Raw genomic sequence first — 17324 nt, 5'->3', positions numbered from 1 at the left:
TCATTAGGTTATACTATAGGCACTTCAATAAATAAGTGGCATAATCTTTCTGCATATTTTTTCATATTTCTTTCAGAAAAGGATATATTTGTACTTAAGTTAAATAAAACCTGTATACGATATGATAACAACCCAGTTACTGTGTCCTGAAAGCATTGTTGTAGTAGGGGCTTCGAATAATGTACATAAGCCGGGTGGCGCTATATTGAAGAATCTGATTAATGGAGGATATCGTGGAGAACTTAGAGCTGTGAATCCAAAAGAAAAAGAGGTACAAGGAATTCCTGCTTTTGCTGATGTAAAAGATATACCTGATACAGATCTGGCTGTATTGGCTATCCCGGCAGCTTTATGCCCGGATGTAGTCGATTTGTTGGCAAAAGAAAAAAAAACGAGGGCTTTTATTATTCTTTCTGCCGGATTTGGGGAGGAAACCTATGAGGGAGCCTTGCTTGAACAGCAGATCTTAGAAACGGTCAATCAATATGGTGCATCTTTGATCGGTCCCAATTGCATTGGATTAATGAATACTTGTCATCATAGTGTTTTCAGTCAGCCTATTCCTAATTTAAATTCAAGGGGAGTTGATTTAATTTCCAGTTCTGGAGCTACAGCTGTATTTATTTTAGAGAGTGCCGTAACGAAAGGATTACAGTTTAATTCCGTCTGGTCGGTAGGTAATGCGAAACAAATAGGGGTAGAAGATGTGCTTCAGTTTATGGATGAGCATTTTGATCCGGAAAGAGATTCTCATCTTAAATTACTTTATATTGAGAGTATTAAAAAACCGGATAGGCTGTTATTCCATGCTTCTTCTTTAATTAGGAAAGGTTGCAAGATAGCAGCTATAAAGGCAGGAAGTTCGGAAAGTGGAAGTCGTGCAGCTTCTTCGCATACAGGGGCAATTGCTAGTTCAGATTCAGCGGTTGAAGCTTTGTTTCGTAAAGCAGGTATTGTTCGTTGCTTTTCACGTGAAGAACTCACTACTGTAGGTTGTATCTTTACTTTACCGGAATTGAAGGGGAAGAATTTTGCTATCATAACCCATGCGGGTGGTCCCGGAGTCATGCTGACTGATGCTTTAAGCAAAGGTGGATTGAATGTTCCCAAACTGGAAGGAGAACAAGTGGAAGAGTTGAAAACGCAGCTTTTTCCCGGTGCTTCTGTTGGTAACCCAATTGATATTCTTGCTACCGGAACTCCAGAACATTTGCGTACATGTATTGATTATTGTGAGGAGAAGTTTGAGAATATAGATGCAATGATGGCTATCTTTGGTACACCAGGATTAGTGACGATGTTTGAGATGTATGATGTACTTCATGAGAAAATGCAGGCTTGTCGCAAACCTATTTTCCCTATTTTACCATCCATAAATACTGCTGGCGCAGAAGTGGCGGCATTTCTGGCAAAAGGTCATGTGAATTTTGCAGATGAAGTAACATTAGGAACAGCTCTTTCCCGTATTGTGAATGCTCCTAAACCTGCAGCGCCCGAGATTGAATTGTTCGGAGTAGATGTGCCGAGAATTCGTCGTATCATTGATTCTATTCCGAACGATGGCTACATCGAACCACATTATGTTCAAGCCTTGCTTCATGCCGCGGGAATCTCGATTGTGGATGAATTTGTTTCTGATAAGAAAGAAGAAATTCTTGCTTTTGCCCATCGTTGCGGGTTTCCGGTTGTTGCTAAAGTAGTAGGTCCGGTACATAAGTCAGATGTTGGAGGAGTTTCCCTAAATATTAAAGGAGAGCAATATCTTGCATTAGAATTTGACCGGATGATGAGAATACCCGAAGCTCGTGCAGTGATGGTACAACCCATGTTGAGGGGAACCGAACTATTTATCGGTGCAAAATATGAAGAGAGATTCGGTCATGTAGTACTTTGTGGATTGGGAGGGATTTTTGTGGAAGTTCTGAAAGATGTATCTTCCGGTTTGGCTCCACTTTCTTATGAGGAGGCATATTCTATGATTCATTCTTTGCGGGCTTATAAGATTATACAAGGAACACGTGGTCAAAAAGGGGTGAATGAAGATAAGTTTGCAGAGATTATTGTCCGTTTATCCACACTTCTCCGATTTGCAACAGAAATTAAAGAGATGGATATAAATCCGCTTCTAGCTACAGATAAGTCTGTTATAGCCGTTGATGCACGTATTAGGATTGAGAAAGGGGATATGTAATGAGGTTTTATATCTTTGTCAATACTTTAGTATATGAGTTAAAGAAATGATTGCTGTATTATATTGACTAAGATAAATTGAATAAAATAGAGATATGAGTTGGTATTTATACACTAATTGGTTGAATCGATTTTTCTAGGTTTTGACTCAAATGTTGCATTTGCTTAAAAAATAACGGGTTAGTTTTGCAAAGATTAATCGGGACTCCTTTAAATAACTATATGTAGACTGAAAATGTAATGAGAAACACACTTTTACATCTTAAACGATTTACTTTGGCATTTATTCTGATTATTGGGTTTACTTTCAGTCTTTCTGCCAAACAAATTGAAACTTTTAAAATCTCTCATGGCCCTTATTTGCAAGAGGTTACTACCGATGGTGTAAGTTTCATTTTTACTACCTCACTTCCTGCTTTTTCATGTATCGAATTACGAAAGCAGGGAGAAACACAAACTAAAATGTATCACCATACAGAATATGGATTGCATGATGCATATAATACTTTTCATTTCATTCGAGGAAAAGGTTTAGAGCCAAAGACTACTTATGAATATCGTATTCTCACCAAAGAAATACATGAGTTCAACCCTTATAAGATTGTTTATGGGGATAGTATCACTTCTCAATGGTACTCTTTTCAAACTACCGATCCCAAAGGTAAGGGTGGTTCACTGTTTATTGTAAGTGATACACATAACGATGCTAAGAAATTGGAAACATTACTGAATTTGTGCGACTATAGGACTTGTGATGTTTTTCTTTATGCCGGTGATCTTATGAATTTTATGGAAAATGATGAGACTCCATTTAAAGCTTTCATTGATACCAGTGTACGTCTTTTTGCTACATCTATTCCTTTTGAAATGGTCAGAGGCAATCATGAAACACGAGGAAAATTAGCACGTACCTATCCGAAACTATTTCCGAAGACAACTAACAAAATATATGGTAGTCGTTTGGTAGGAGATATTATGATAGTAATGTTAGATTGTGGGGAAGATAAACCTGACACTGCTCCTGTCTATGCAGGTTTGAATGATTTCGACAACTATCGTACCGAACAAACGGAATGGCTGAAAGAACTGGTAAAAAGCAAAGAATTTAAGAAAGCCAAATACCGTATAGTCATATCGCATTTCCCAATGATTACTTCCCTCGACAAAGGTCGGGATACTGATCATGGAATAAGCGATTTAGCAGCTAAAATGTTACCTGTGTTAAATAAAGCAAACATTGATCTTATGATTTCCGGCCATACGCATCGTTATGCTTTCTTTGAAGCAGGTAGTGGAGGTAATCTTTTTCCAGTTATTGTAGGAAGTAATCACAGTGCTACTCGTTTGGATATTCAAGATGGAAAGATTAAAGCCAAAGTAGTTGATAAAGATGGAAAGATACTGTTGGATACGCAGTTTTAAGAAGATGATAATTTTTCTCGTTGATTAAATAAATATTATACCTATATAAAAATGATAAAAATGAAGAAGCTAGTACTAATGATTGCTTGTGGGATGCTAGTGCTTTCCGCTCAGGCACAAAAGGTGTTTAAACTTAATTCTCCGAATGGTAATTTATGTGTCAAGATTGCTGCTGGTAAGCAGTTAGTATATGACATCACTTGTAATGACAAACAGATACTGGCTCCTTCTCCGATTTCTATGACATTGGATAACGGACACGTTTGGGGAGTAAATGCCGGATTGGCGGGTAGTAAACAGAAAAAAGTTGATCAGGTAGTTCCTTCTCCTTTTTATCGTGCAAAGGAGATAAAAGATTGCTATAATGAATTAGTACTTCGTTTTAAAGGAAATTATTCCGTTGAATTCCGTGCATATGATGATGGAGTGGCTTACCGCTTTGTCAGTCAGGTAAAAAGACCTTTCAATGTAGTGAATGAGCAGGCTGATTTTTGTTTCCCTTCTGATTTGTCGGCAACTGTTCCTTATGTGAAGAGAGGAAAAGATGGCGATTTTGGAACTCAATTTTTTAATTCGTTTGAGAATGAATATACTACAGATAAACTATCGAAGTTAAATAAAGAACGCTTGATGTTTCTTCCGTTAGTGGTAGAAGTAGATGAAGAAACTAAAGTGTGTATTACTGAAACTCATTTAGAGAATTATCCGGGACTTTATCTTTCGACAGCGAAAGGGGAAAATAGTTTGAGTGGTGTATTTGCTCCTTATCCTAAGAAAATGGTTCAAGGTGGCCATAATAATCTTCAAATGTTGGTAGAGGAACGTGAAAATTATATTGCCAAAGTAGATAAAGAAAGGAGTTTCCCATGGCGTATTGCTATTGTGACCACTTCGGACAAAGATCTGGCTGCTAGTAATCTGAGTTATCTACTGGCTGCTCCATCCCGATTGAAAGATATTTCTTGGATTAAACCGGGAAAAGTTGCTTGGGATTGGTGGAATGCTTGGAATCTGGAAGGTGTTGATTTTGCTACTGGAGTAAACAATGCTACTTATAAGGCGTACATTGATTTTGCTTCTGCAAAAGGTATTGAATATGTGATTCTTGATGAAGGTTGGGCTGTGAATAAGAAGGCAGACTTAATGCAAGTAGTGGATGATATTAATCTGAAAGAGTTGGTAGGTTATGCTGCGGCTCAGAATGTAGGAATTATATTGTGGGCTGGTTACCATGCGTTTGATCGTGATATGGAAAATGTTTGCCGTCATTATTCGGAGATGGGTGTAAAAGGTTTCAAGGTGGATTTTATGGACCGTGACGACCAATTGATGACAGACTTTAATTATCGTGCGGCAGCAATGTGTGCCAAATATAAATTGATTCTCGACTTACATGGTACTTCCAAACCTGCGGGCTTGAACCGCACTTATCCAAATGTGTTAAACTTTGAAGGTGTGAACGGATTAGAGCAGTTGAAATGGAGCCCGGCTACTCTTGATCAGGTAAAATATGATGTGATGATTCCTTTTATTCGTCAAGTATCCGGACCGATGGACTACACGCAAGGTGCAATGCATAATGCAGTTAAAGGAAACTATTATCCATGCAATACAGAACCGATGAGCAAGGTACACGTTGTCGTCAGTTGGCTTTATATGTAATATTTGAGTCACCGTTTAATATGCTGTGCGATTCTCCTAGTAATTATATGCGTGAGCCGGAATCCACTAGTTTTATAGCCGGTATACCTACTGTATGGGATGAGAGTAAGGTATTAGACGGTAAGATGGGTGAATATATTGTGACTGCACGTCGGGATGGTGATGTGTGGTATGTTGGAGGAATCACTGACTGGAATACGAGAGAAATGACGATCGATCTATCTTTCTTACCGGATGGCGACTATCAGGTAGAGGAGTTTCGTGATGGAGTGAATGCTCATCGTAAAGGTACGGATTATCGTCGGGAAGAGAAAGGTTTACCAGCGGATAAGAAATTGAAAGTTAAGATGTATCCGGGCGGAGGATATGTAGCTAAAATTCAGGTAAAGTAATCTGCTAATATTTGAAAGATAATGGTGAAAAAGATAAGCTTGTGGGTAGTTCTCTTATTTTTCTTAAATGCTACTAGTAATGCGCAGCAGTTCTGGAAGATAGACAGTTTGGGAAATAGTATCACATGGCAGGTGAGAAAAGGAGAAGCCCATTCGGATCATATTGAAATGGCCGGTAAACGGCTAGCCATGGTGCTTCGGTATGGAGTGAATAAAGAAGGCGCTTTTAAACTGAGCAAGAGTTTAGTCTGGCCGATGCTTCGTACGATACCTAATAATACCCATGGCAATGTGATTCGCAGTTTCGACTGGAATCCACTGGATGCGGTGACAGTGAATGGAAACAGTATTCGTGAACAAGTGAAGACTGTGACATTGAATGGTACAATGGAGGTGGTTAGCCAGATATCCTTAGGAAATAATTCATCATTATCTTTAAGACGGATTTATTTCCCGTCTGTGGATTCCCCTTCTTTAGTGGAGGTTTATGAGTTTACCAATACAGGGAAAGAAAAAGTGAATCTTGAGATTCCGGAGATTCATTCAGTGCTTACGACAGATCCGAGTCGCGGAGTTGAAGGTAGTTATACTATACATTTACAGACCTGGAAATCGGGATATGTGGTTTTAAGTCCGGGGAAATCATATTCGTTCCCAGCATCGGTTTCAGCTTATAAGTCTTCGGAAAAGGTACAAGTGATAGATGGCATTGTAGAAATGAATAAGCGTAAGGAATTGGTAGCGGGATGGATGAATAATTTGGTGTTGGAAACTCCAGAACCTGTACTCAATGAAATGTTCGCTTTCTCCAAGATACGTGCATGCGAAAGTATTTATGAAACCAAGTCCGGTCCGATGCACGGTCCGGGTGGTGAAGCTTATTATGCTGCGATCTGGGCTAATGATCAGGCTGAGTATGTTAATCCTTATTTTCCATTTGTAGGTTATTCTTATGGAAATGCCTCTGCTTTAAATTCATTCAGATTGTTCTCAAAATATATAAATGATGAGGGTAAGCCAATGCCTAGTTCGATCATTGCTGAAGGACTCGATCATTTTGGGGTGGCGGGTGACCGTGGTGATGGCGCTATGGTTGCTTACGGAGCTGCTCGTTATGCTTTGGCAAGGGGAAGTAAGGCTGAAGCAGAAGAGTTATGGCCATTGATTGAATGGTGTCTGGAGTTTTGTCGTCAAAAACTTAACGATAAAGGAGTCGTGACCTCTGACTCGGATGAGTTGGAAAACCGTTTCCCTTCCGGAAAAGCAAATCTTTGTACTTCTTCTTTGTATTATGATGCTTTACTTTCGGCTGCCTATTTGGCAGAAGATTTAGGGAAAGGGAGTGCTGTAGTGAAGAAATATCGTGAGCAAGCTGCTCAGATGGAAAAGAACATAGACAGTTATTTTGCTTCTACAGTGGAAGGTTTTGATACGTATGCTTACTATGAGGGAAATGATATTTTGCGTTCATGGATCTGTATCCCTTTAGTGATGGGGATCGACAAGCGTGCACCGGGGACAATTGATGCACTTTTTTCCCCCAGGCTATGGACAGAAAACGGTTTGCTGACGCAAGCTGGTACAAGTACTTTTTGGGATCGCTCTACATTGTATGCGCTGCGTGGAGTGTTTACAGTGGGTGAGATAGAGAAGGCAATGACATTTTTGAGACGTTATTCTGTGACGCGTTTGTTGGGAAGTCATGTCCCTTATGCGGTAGAGGCTTGGCCGGAAGGGAACCAGCGTCATCTTTCTGCAGAGAGTGGATTGTATGGTCGTATTTTTACAGAAGGGATGTTTGGTATTCGTCCTACCGGGCTTCATTCGTTTTCATTGACGCCACGTTTGCCGGAAGAGTGGGATCGTATGGCATTCCGAAAAATGAAAGCTTTTGGAGCGGATTTTGATATTATAGTGGAACGTGTGAAAGGAGAGATGATTCGTATTAAAATAGAAAAAGCTGGAAAGATTGTACTGAATAAGAGGATAAAGAGTGGTACAACAGTCTTGTGTAATATCTAAATACTCTATCTTGTCCTAAATGTTTTTCTGGGGACTCAGAAGTGAATTGTTTTATTTATTGAGTATTACTAGTTGAGGCGTAGGCTATTAAAGACTGATCTCTCAACTATTAATGGTTTATTTTTAATTATTAGTGCTTTAATGGATAGTTAATCCGTTGGTATAAGAACTTGATGTATTTGTACAATAGTTGATAAATATAAATAATAATATTAATATGCGTTTGAATAGAATACATAAAAAAGTAGATATAATAAAGATTGGAGTTTGTCTAATTATTGTAATGTTGAATAGTTATGCTCTTCTGGCACAACAGGATTCTCAGCCGGTAACAGAGAAGGCGGGTTATAACATTTCTGCCGGAGATATGCATATGCGTGATCCTTTTGTTACTGTAGATCGTAAAAATCATTGTTATTATATTATTACTTCCCGGTGGAAAGATGGTCGGGGGGGACTTTTTGCTTATAAGAGTGAGGATTTGAAAAACTGGAAAGAAATAGGTTTTGTATTTCAGGCGGCTCCTGATTATTTAGGTAAAGATGATTTCTGGGCTCCTGACACATATGAATATAAAGGTAACTATTATTCTTTTCTGACTTTAAGTAACAAGGAAAAAGGGATCTTGCGGGGAACTACTATTTTGAAATCGACTACAGGTGCTTTAGGTACTTACAAGCCTGTGTTGCCGGCACGACAGTTGAATATAACTCCGGAATCTATGCAATGCCTGGATGGATCATTGTTTGTAGAAGACAATGGTACACCTTGGATCATTTTCAGTGTGGAGTGGTGCGGTCCGAATGTTCAAAATAAAATTGGAGAAATATGGGCACAGAAATTGAAGCGTAACTTGACAGGAACTGTTGGTAAACCACACCGATTGTTTAGAGCTTCTGATGCAAAATGGCCGACAAAAATAGGAGATGGAGTATTAGTTACTGATGCTCCTTTCATTTGGAAAGATAAAGTAAGTGGAAACTTGATATTGACTTGGTCCAGCTTCTCTCCGCTTTATTCTATTGGTCAGGCTATTTCCAAAAGTGGTAAAGTATTAGGTCCTTGGGAGCACGAAGAGAAACCTGTTTTTTCTAATAATGGTGGACATCAGATGATTTTTGAAGATTTACAAGGAAATTTGAAGATATCCTTTCATTCTCCTAATGAATCAAAAGGAGCGAAACGCGAGACATTGACAATTATGGATATTAAGATTAAGGATGGCAAGTTTGAAGTCCTCGATAAAAATCTGGTGTCTGAGAAAAATGTTTTCGACCCGTTGGTAGTAGACGGAGAGAATAAAGTGTGCTGCAAACCGGAGAAAAAATATGCTAATCCTGTGAAAACAACGGAAAATAAAGATTTGTCTATAGGAGATCCGTTTGTCTATCAGTATAATGGTATCTATTATCTGACAGGGACGACAAATGATTCCGGTTTCGATTATTATACTTCTAAAGATCTTATCACGTGGGAAAATAAAGGGGCTCTTTACCGCAAATCTGCTAATCATATTGGAACTAGTGCTTTTTGGGCGCCCGAAGTGAGATATTACAAAGGCAAGTTTTATATGACTTACTGCTGTTACGTTCCGGGAAAAGATATGTTGCAAACGTGTCTGGCCGTAAGCGAAAATCCTGATGGCCCTTTTACTGATCTCTATACCCCTTGGTTTGATTTGGGGTACTCTGTTATTGATGCTGATATATTTGTGGATGATGATGGTACTCCTTATGTTTATTATAGTAAAAACGGCATGCCGAATGGTGTTGCAACGGGAGAACTTTATACCGCGAAATTGAAAGAAGATCTTTCCGGACTTGACGGAGAGCCTGTGTTTGTGTCCGGAGCATCTCAGGAATGGGAGAAAGTGCGTTGGGATGTAAATCGTTGTAACGAAGGTCCTTTTGTTTTTAAGAAGAACGATACCTATTATATGACTTATTCTGCTAACGATACGGGGGAAGGTTTCTACGGTGTTGGAGTCTCATTAGCACAGCATCCGTTAGGTCCATGGAGGAAATGTGCTGATAACCCTCTGATGACAACTGATCTTTCGAATAACATTTCTTCTCCCGGACATAATTCAATTATTGAAGCACCGGATGGAAATTTATATATAGTCTATCATCGTCATGCAGATGCACATTGTAAGAAACCGAATTGGGATCGTGTAGTTTGCATAGATAGGCTTTATTTTGATGAAAGGGGGAGGTTGAAAGTGGATGGCCCGACTAATACTCCTCAATCGGTTTCCTGGTAATTAACCTTTGTCCCTCGTATTTATTCTCAGGCCATACTGTAATATACCAGACTATTAAGTCTGTTAAATTAATAAAGAAAATGAAAACACATCGGTTATCTTTCACTTTGTTAGTAGCGCTTTTCATATCCCTACAGTTGTTCGGACAGACTCAGGAAATACGCCTGTTCTCGCACCGTGGCGGACGGATGGAAAACGATGAGAATACGCTAAAAGCTTTTAAAGCCAGTTATGATGCTGGTTATCGTGGTTTTGAGACTGATATACGAATGACTAAGGACGGAGAACTAGTAATTACGCATGATAGTTCATTGGAACGAACCACTAATGGTAAAGGTGTTGTTGAAGATCATACAAAAACGGAGATCATGCAATTGCAGACAAAACAAGGGAACAAAATGATGTTCCTTGATGAATTACTTGTGTTTTTGCAAGATAAAAAGGGGCTGTATGTGGAATTTGAGATGAAAACGAGTCCTGTATCTCTTTATCCTGAAGATCGTTTGAAAGAATATTGTGATAAGTTATATAAAAAAGTGATGGAAAAACGACCCTCGGATGCTCTTTATGTATTTACTTCAAGTGATTATCGGGCTTTGCGCTATCTTCAGTCACATTATCCAGGTGTTGATTTGTTATTGATAACTTCAAAACCTTGTAATGCCGAAACGATAGCTTTATGCAGAACCGTTGGAATAAACCGTTTAGGAGCAACTATGAATGGAACAAGTCGCGAGAGTGTTCAAAAAGCTCATAAAGAGGGAATTATTGTAAGCTTATGGCCAGGAAAATCTGTTGAAGATTTTATGTTAGGAGCGTATTTAGGCTGCGATTATATGTGTACTGATATCCCAATACAACTCAAAAAGTGGATTGCAGCGAAAGCTCCTTGGATCAATGTGAAATATTAGGCTGCATATTCTTTCCAATATACAATAGAAATTGTGCAATAAGTTTTAATTATTCATATTTCTAATCACTCTATATTCCTAAGGACGCTTATTTTAAAAGTCTTTAGGTAAAGTGCCGAATTGCTTTTGGAAACATTTAGCAAAATAAGATGGAGTATTGAACCCTACCATATAGCAAACTTCATTGATCCTATACTCTCCTTTTTTTAAAAGTAGAGCAGCTTTCTTTAGTCGTTCCAATCGGATATAATCATTAGGAGTCATGTTTAAAATCCCTTTTATTTTGCGGTTCATGCTTGATCGGCTCATATTCATCAATACAGCCATTTTATCCAAGTCGAATTCCGGATCTTGCATATTTGTCTCTACAGTTTGTGACAATGTTTGTAGGAATTTCTGATCTGCTTCTGTCATTGCTACCGAATTCGTTGGAAGAAAAGGTGAATTTGCAAATGCTGCATACAATCGTTCACGACTTTCCAGCAAGTTATCTATGGATGTTCTTAAAAGCTCCATAGAGAAAGGTTTCTCTATGTACGCATCAGCGCCGGATTTTAAACCGTCTATTTTAGCTTGCAGTGAGACTTTTGCTGTTAATAGAATGATAGGTATGTGACTATAGTTTACATCTTTCTTTAATTGGTTACATAGTGCTAATCCATCCATCTCAGGCATCATTACATCACTGATCACTAATTTGATTTCCTCTTGTTTGAGCATTTCTAATGCCTCAACACCATTTCTGGCTGTCACTACTTTATACCAAGGAGATAGTTGACGTACTATAAAAGCCTGCATATCCTTATTATCCTCTATGACCAATATAGAAGGCAATTCTTTGTTTTCTATATCAGTTTCAGGTATTTTTATGGTAGCAGAAGCTTCATTTTTCTCAAGTATTATATCTTTCTCTTCACTTAAATCTTTCACTTCTGACTGATGATGGGTAATCGGAATTGAGAGGATAAACCGATTATAATCCATGGTTTGGTCGATGACTAAAGTACCATGATGTAACTCTGCTAAAGAACGGGCCAAAGCTAAACCAATACCTGTACCTGATGTCAGCTGATTTTGTTCATTCTTATATTGAATGAAAGGCTTGAAAATTTCTTCTCTCATATCCTCTGGGATTGGCTTTCCATCGTTACATATAGATAATAGAAAACAGTTATTTTCTATCCATAATCTGACATGTATATAAGTTTCAGAATATTTAATAGCATTTGTCAGTAAGTTGCTAATGATCTTAATTAGTGCTTCCCGATCGACTGATGCATTTACCTGATCGGCTCCTTCAATGATGTATTCCAACTTCCTTTGTAATGCTAATGACGTGAAACCTTTATAAGTTTGTTGCAGTAACTCTGTAATGTTGCATTCTTCAAACTTTAGTTGGAAACCTTGGATCTCTGCTTTCCGGAAATCAAGAAGCTGATTGACCAAATCCAATAATCGGTTGGCATTCATATTCATAATTTCCAGGTCCTCACGTATCTCATTAGGGAGTTTATTATAAGAGAGAACGTTCTCCAAAGGCCTTTGATCAAGTTAGCGGGGTACGTATCTCATGAGTTACGTCTGTAAAGAAGTCTATTTTTGCTGTATATAGATCACGTTCTTTTTCTTGTTTAATTTTCTCTATTAGTTTCAGTTGATTCTCCTTGTTCCTTTTCTGAAAATAAGAGAGCAATAGAAAAGTTGATAACAAACTAAACAGAGCATAAATAAAATATGCCCATTTTGACAGATAGAACGGAGGAAGAACTTCAATCTCTAAGGTACGTTCCATATTTGTTCCGGAAAGGTTCTTGTTTTTTGCTAATTTTAACCGGAGCGTATAGGTACCATAAGGTAGATTTGAATAATTGATAATGAAGTTATTCTCTACCGGAGCCCACTTTTCGCTGAATCCATCTAATTTGTAGATTAATTGCTGCGTTGAAGGTGATTGATAATTCAAAGCAGCAACATGTAATGAGAACGAATTTAGTTTTGGTAGCAACTGGATTTTATCTGAGAATAGGATACTTTTTGTTAGTAGAGAATTCTCATCAGCCACAATTACCCGATTATTGAATATGGAAAAGTCGGTTATTACAATGGGAGGTTAAAAGGATTTTCCATAAGCATGTCAGGTTCAAAAGCAATAAAACCATTGATACATCCGAAATAGATACGGTCTTTTTTATCTTTGAAACTAGACTGATAGTTAAATTGATTACACAACAATCCATCATCAGTGGTATAAATACGTTTCTCATTCGTTTCCGGATTGAAACAAACTAGTCCGTTATTGGTAGTTAGCCATAGTTGATGCATATTATCTTCTTCCATCCGGTAAATAGTATTACTCGGGAATCCATGTGGCATACCATAACGGAGAAAATTATCATTTTCCGGGATGTAACGGCAGAAACCTCCTCCTTGAGTCATTATCCATAGCCTTTTTTGACTATCTTCATAACAATTGGTTACTTTATTGTAAGGTAGAGAATTCGGATCATTTGCCTGATAATGAAAGTTTTTCCATTTCTTTAGTTTGATATCATAACGGAATATTCCACTAGCATAAGTAGATACCCAGACGTTGCCATGCGAATCTTCAAGAATATGATAAATGTTTTTGTTAGAGAGTTCCGGAATAGGCGTGAAATTATTAGATTCGGGATTATAACGTATCAGTCCTCGGACAGTACCCAACCATAGATCACCTGTAGTTGATTTACATATTGACATTATATCGCTGATATCCACAGCATTGGAGGTTGTCCCTTTCTGAAAATGTTTCACTTGCATTGTTCGTAGGTCTATACGGTTTAATCCACCCAAATAGTTGCCTACCCATAAGTAATTTCCATCCAGGCACAGGCCATGTACATTGTGAGAAATATCAGGATGTCGGAAAGGTTTTATCTCCCCGCTGACTGGGTTAAAGTTGAATAGTCCGCAATCTTCCGTACCGATCCATATCGTACCATCATTGCTTTCGCAAAATTCTCGTACTCTTTTCCCAAAGTCTCCGATTCTTCCGGAATAGAATTTCTCAAAGTAAGTATAGGGATACGGGTGGTAGTTAATTCCCCCAAAAAAAGAGCCAATCCACATTCCAGCCTCTCTGTCCTGATAAATAGAATAGATAGCATTATCTGCCAATGAATATGGATCATTACCGTCTGAATCTGTAAGGTGTTCGGTTGTACCGTCATTTAAGTGGCAAATGTATAATCCGTTTTCAGTACCTACCCATAATTCATTATCAGAGCATAATTCCAGATCGCGAACATAATGTTCAAGTAGCCGTCTGGTTTTTTGGGTTGTCAGATTGATCTCTGTCAGTCCATTTGAAGAACCGATATACCAGCAGTTATGTGCTCCAACGAGTCTTGCAGTGATTATCTCGTTTTTGAATGTTTCTTTTCCCTCACTGTCCTTAAAAGGTTGTAGGGTTTTGAAGTCATCATTTGTATAATAGAGATTGTCAGCATACAATCCTAGCCAACAGGCTTGATCTTCAAACCAGAAATGACTGATATTTGCCAATGACTTTCCGGGCTTCTTAAGAGACAAATAATTGGATAATGTCTGTTGGTTCATGTCGTATTTAAACAGACCTTGGTAATCTACAGAAATCCAGATATCATTATTCCTATCACTTCCGATTTTGGTTACGGCTTGAGTGATTACTTCTCCTGTATCGCTGGTTATATTAAAGGCGGTAAACTTTTCTTCTCTCGGGTCATATATGTATACTCCAGCATCTGTTCCTATCCAGATTTTTCCTTTTCTATCTTCAAATAAAGCTGTAATGAAATCATTTCCCAGGCCGGATTCTTCTTTCTTAAAGATACGGAAACTCTGTCCGTCATAGCGGTTCAATCCTTCTTTTGTACCAAACCACATAAAGCCTTGTCGGTCTTGCAGGATTGCAAATATGGTATTCTGTGACAGTCCGTTTTTGATATCCAATGTTTTGAAATAGTGTTGGATATTATCTTGCGCAAACAACGGAAAGCCATAGAGAAAGACAATACAGAGGATAAACAACAGAGCTTTTATCTTTTTCATAATGCAAATAATGACACAATTGAGAATTGGCTAGCTTTTTATATTAAGGCTATGCAAACTTATATAAAAATTCCGAGATTATTGTATATGTGTCTCAAAAACGAGATTATTACTATTGTTTTTATATGAATTCATTCCCTTTAGTATCCAAAATATCTATATGATAGGGGAATATAGTTCGTTTGGAACAATTTTTTTATTTATTGACCAATTTGTTATGTTATGAGCAGATTATGTTCGCTAACTTTGCCTACGTCACATAATCATGTGATGACGAAACATGAAATGAACAACCGAATTTAGTGCTAACAGAATCAGGAAATATGGCTGATTCGAATAATTTAATTTATATGAATTTGAAATACTTATTTTTGGGTATAGCTATTGTAACATTTACAGTGACTGCTAAAGCTATTGACTATGTCCCGCAAAACACTTCTGCATCTATTTCTTTGAAGGTGCCTGGAAACATTGCAAAACAATATCCCTTGAACATGCAAAAGTTGCACAATGATGGTTCTGCTTATTTATTGGAAGCTTCTGAAAGTATTCCTTTGACCATTTCTCAAAGAGTGGAGAATATCGATGGCAAAGTAAATATCAAAGTGTGCATTACTGCATTAGAAGATGTCTATTTTAACTATAATCAGCAAGTATCTACAGGTTTTCGCCATGATGATTGTCAATTTTACATGCCTGGTTTCTGGTATCGCCGTAATCTTCGTTCACCGAAGGAGGCACCGTCATTCCATACATCGGATAGCTGGTTGGTTCGTGAAGATAGATTGAGTGCACCGCTTACTGGTATTTATTGTGAGAAGGAAAAAAGTTATATGACAGTAAATCGTCTGGACGCGTTTACGGATGATGCCCTGACTACCCATCGGGAAGGGGAGGTTATTCTTTCTGGCAAAACTTCCATCGGTTTTACAGGCTTTGAGAACAAGAACGGAACAGCTACTCTTTCTTTTGGCTTTCCTTATCGTGAGGCTCCCAGAACCTATATTCGCAAGCTTACATTAGCACCGGAAGTAGAGGCTTTCCAATTCCTGAAGAAAGGGGAAACTGTATTATTAACATGGGTGCTTGCGGAAAATAAAGCAGAAGACTTTTCTGAGTTTATTCAACATGCGTGGGAATATTGCTATGACACATACTCTCCGAAACCAGTTGAAACTCCTTATTCTGTAGCAGATATGAAGGAAACAATGAGTGCTTTCTTTGTAAACAGTCTGGTGGAAAAATATCCATTAGTATTTAATTCCGGAATACATCTTAGAACTGATGAATGCCATAAAAATGGGCAGGCTGAAGTTGGTTTTATCGGACGGGTACTTTTGAATGCTTTCAATGCATTAGAATATGGCTGGGAGAACAACCGCGAAGACCTGAAAAACAACAGTACCAAAATATTTGAAAGCTATCTGAAGAATGGCTTTACACCGGCAGGTTTCTTTAAAGAATCAGTGAATTTTGATCGTAACACTGAAGATCCGGTTCATAGTATTCGTCGTCAGTCGGAAGGAATCTACGCAATGCTTCATTATCTGGCTTATGAAAAAGAAAATGGTCGCCGTCACCCGGAATGGGAACAACGCATGAAGACAATGCTGGATATGCTGTTACGGTTGCAAAATGCTGATGGTAGCTTTCCGCGTAAGTTCAATGATGACTTTACGATTGTAGATAAGAGTGGCGGTAGTACTCCTTCTGCAACCTTACCTCTTGTGATGGGATACAAATATTTTAAGGATAAACGTTATCTGGAGAGTGCTAAACGTACGGCAACCTATCTGGAAAATGAGTTGATTTCGAAATCCGACTATTTCTCTTCTACACTCGATGCAAACTGTGAAGATAAAGAGGCTTCTCTTTATGCAGCTACAGCTACTTATTATCTTTCATTGATTACCAAGGGAGAAGAACGTCGTCATTATGCTGATTTGACAAAGAAGGCTGCTTATTTTGCTTTGTCATGGTATTATTTATGGGATGTTCCTTTTGCTCAGGGACAAATGTTGGGTGATATCGGTTTGAAAACTCGTGGCTGGGGTAATGTATCCGTAGAAAATAATCATATCGATGTGTTTGTATTTGAATTTGCCTCTGTATTGCAATGGCTATCGAAAGAGTACAATGAACCTCGCTTCTCTGACTTTGCGGAAGTTATCTCAACTTCTATGAGACAGTTGTTACCTCATGAAGGACATTTGTGTGGAATTTCCTTGACTGGTTATTATCCGGAAGTGGTACAGCACACGAATTGGATTATGGAAAGAATGGAAAAGGATATTATAATGATATTTTTGCTCCAGGATGGACGGTTGCATCTCTTTGGGAATTGTTTACTCCGGGACGTGCAGAGGAACTATTGACAAAGTAATCCTTATGATG

The 17324-nt window shown here is 38.2% G+C and carries 5 protein-coding genes and 3 pseudogenes; 7 read left to right on the top strand and 1 reads right to left on the bottom strand.

The window, feature by feature from the left end; translation table 11 throughout:
* Positions 1–121: 121 nt before the first annotated feature.
* The 6 genes and pseudogenes from JCM17102_RS01885 to JCM17102_RS01855 all read left to right on the top strand — a co-directional run bounded on the left by JCM17102_RS01885 (position 122) and on the right by JCM17102_RS01855 (position 10862).
* Positions 122–2191, top strand: coding sequence for an acetate--CoA ligase family protein (locus tag JCM17102_RS01885; protein WP_025073749.1), 2070 nt, complete (start codon positions 122–124; stop codon positions 2189–2191).
* Positions 2192–2430: 239 nt separating this feature from the next.
* Positions 2431–3612, top strand: coding sequence for a purple acid phosphatase family protein (locus JCM17102_RS01880; protein ID WP_051572672.1), 1182 nt, complete (start codon positions 2431–2433; stop codon positions 3610–3612).
* 60 nt (positions 3613–3672) lie between these two features.
* Positions 3673–5666 (top strand): annotated as a pseudogene (locus JCM17102_RS25790) (retaining alpha-galactosidase).
* 21 nt (positions 5667–5687) lie between these two features.
* A complete protein-coding gene (locus JCM17102_RS01870; RefSeq protein WP_081800178.1) occupies positions 5688–7688 on the top strand; it encodes a glucosidase family protein in 2001 nt (666 codons plus the stop codon).
* Positions 7689–7905: 217 nt separating this feature from the next.
* Positions 7906–9951 carry a family 43 glycosylhydrolase gene (locus JCM17102_RS31170; RefSeq protein WP_083564654.1) on the top strand — a complete coding sequence of 682 codons (2046 nt, stop codon included), beginning with the start codon at positions 7906–7908 and terminating at the stop codon, positions 9949–9951.
* Positions 9952–10031: 80 nt separating this feature from the next.
* Positions 10032–10862, top strand: coding sequence for a glycerophosphodiester phosphodiesterase (locus tag JCM17102_RS01855; RefSeq protein WP_051572671.1), 831 nt, complete (start codon positions 10032–10034; stop codon positions 10860–10862).
* 93 nt (positions 10863–10955) lie between these two features.
* On the opposite strand, the pseudogene JCM17102_RS25785 reads toward JCM17102_RS01855, so the two are convergent.
* A pseudogene (locus tag JCM17102_RS25785) lies at positions 10956–14930 on the bottom strand (hybrid sensor histidine kinase/response regulator transcription factor).
* A gap of 350 nt (positions 14931–15280) precedes the next feature.
* Here JCM17102_RS25785 and JCM17102_RS25780 point away from each other — a divergent pair.
* A pseudogene (locus JCM17102_RS25780) lies at positions 15281–17313 on the top strand (hypothetical protein).
* The last annotated feature ends 11 nt before the right edge of the window (positions 17314–17324 follow it).

It is taken from the genome of Bacteroides faecichinchillae JCM 17102 (assembly GCF_000614145.1).
In the GTDB taxonomy this organism is placed as follows: domain Bacteria; phylum Bacteroidota; class Bacteroidia; order Bacteroidales; family Bacteroidaceae; genus Bacteroides; species Bacteroides faecichinchillae.
This window is presented reverse-complemented; position numbering and strand designations above follow the sequence as displayed.

Excerpts from the sequence above, each read along its gene's own strand:
- JCM17102_RS01885 (WP_025073749.1), top strand. The coding sequence starts at position 122 with ATGATAACAACCCAGTTACTGTGTCCTGAAAGCATTGTTGTAGTAGGG.
- JCM17102_RS01880 (WP_051572672.1), top strand. The coding sequence starts at position 2,431 with ATGAGAAACACACTTTTACATCTTAAACGATTTACTTTGGCATTTATT.
- JCM17102_RS01870 (WP_081800178.1), top strand. The coding sequence starts at position 5,688 with ATGGTGAAAAAGATAAGCTTGTGGGTAGTTCTCTTATTTTTCTTAAAT.
- JCM17102_RS31170 (WP_083564654.1), top strand. The coding sequence starts at position 7,906 with ATGCGTTTGAATAGAATACATAAAAAAGTAGATATAATAAAGATTGGA.
- JCM17102_RS01855 (WP_051572671.1), top strand. The coding sequence starts at position 10,032 with ATGAAAACACATCGGTTATCTTTCACTTTGTTAGTAGCGCTTTTCATA.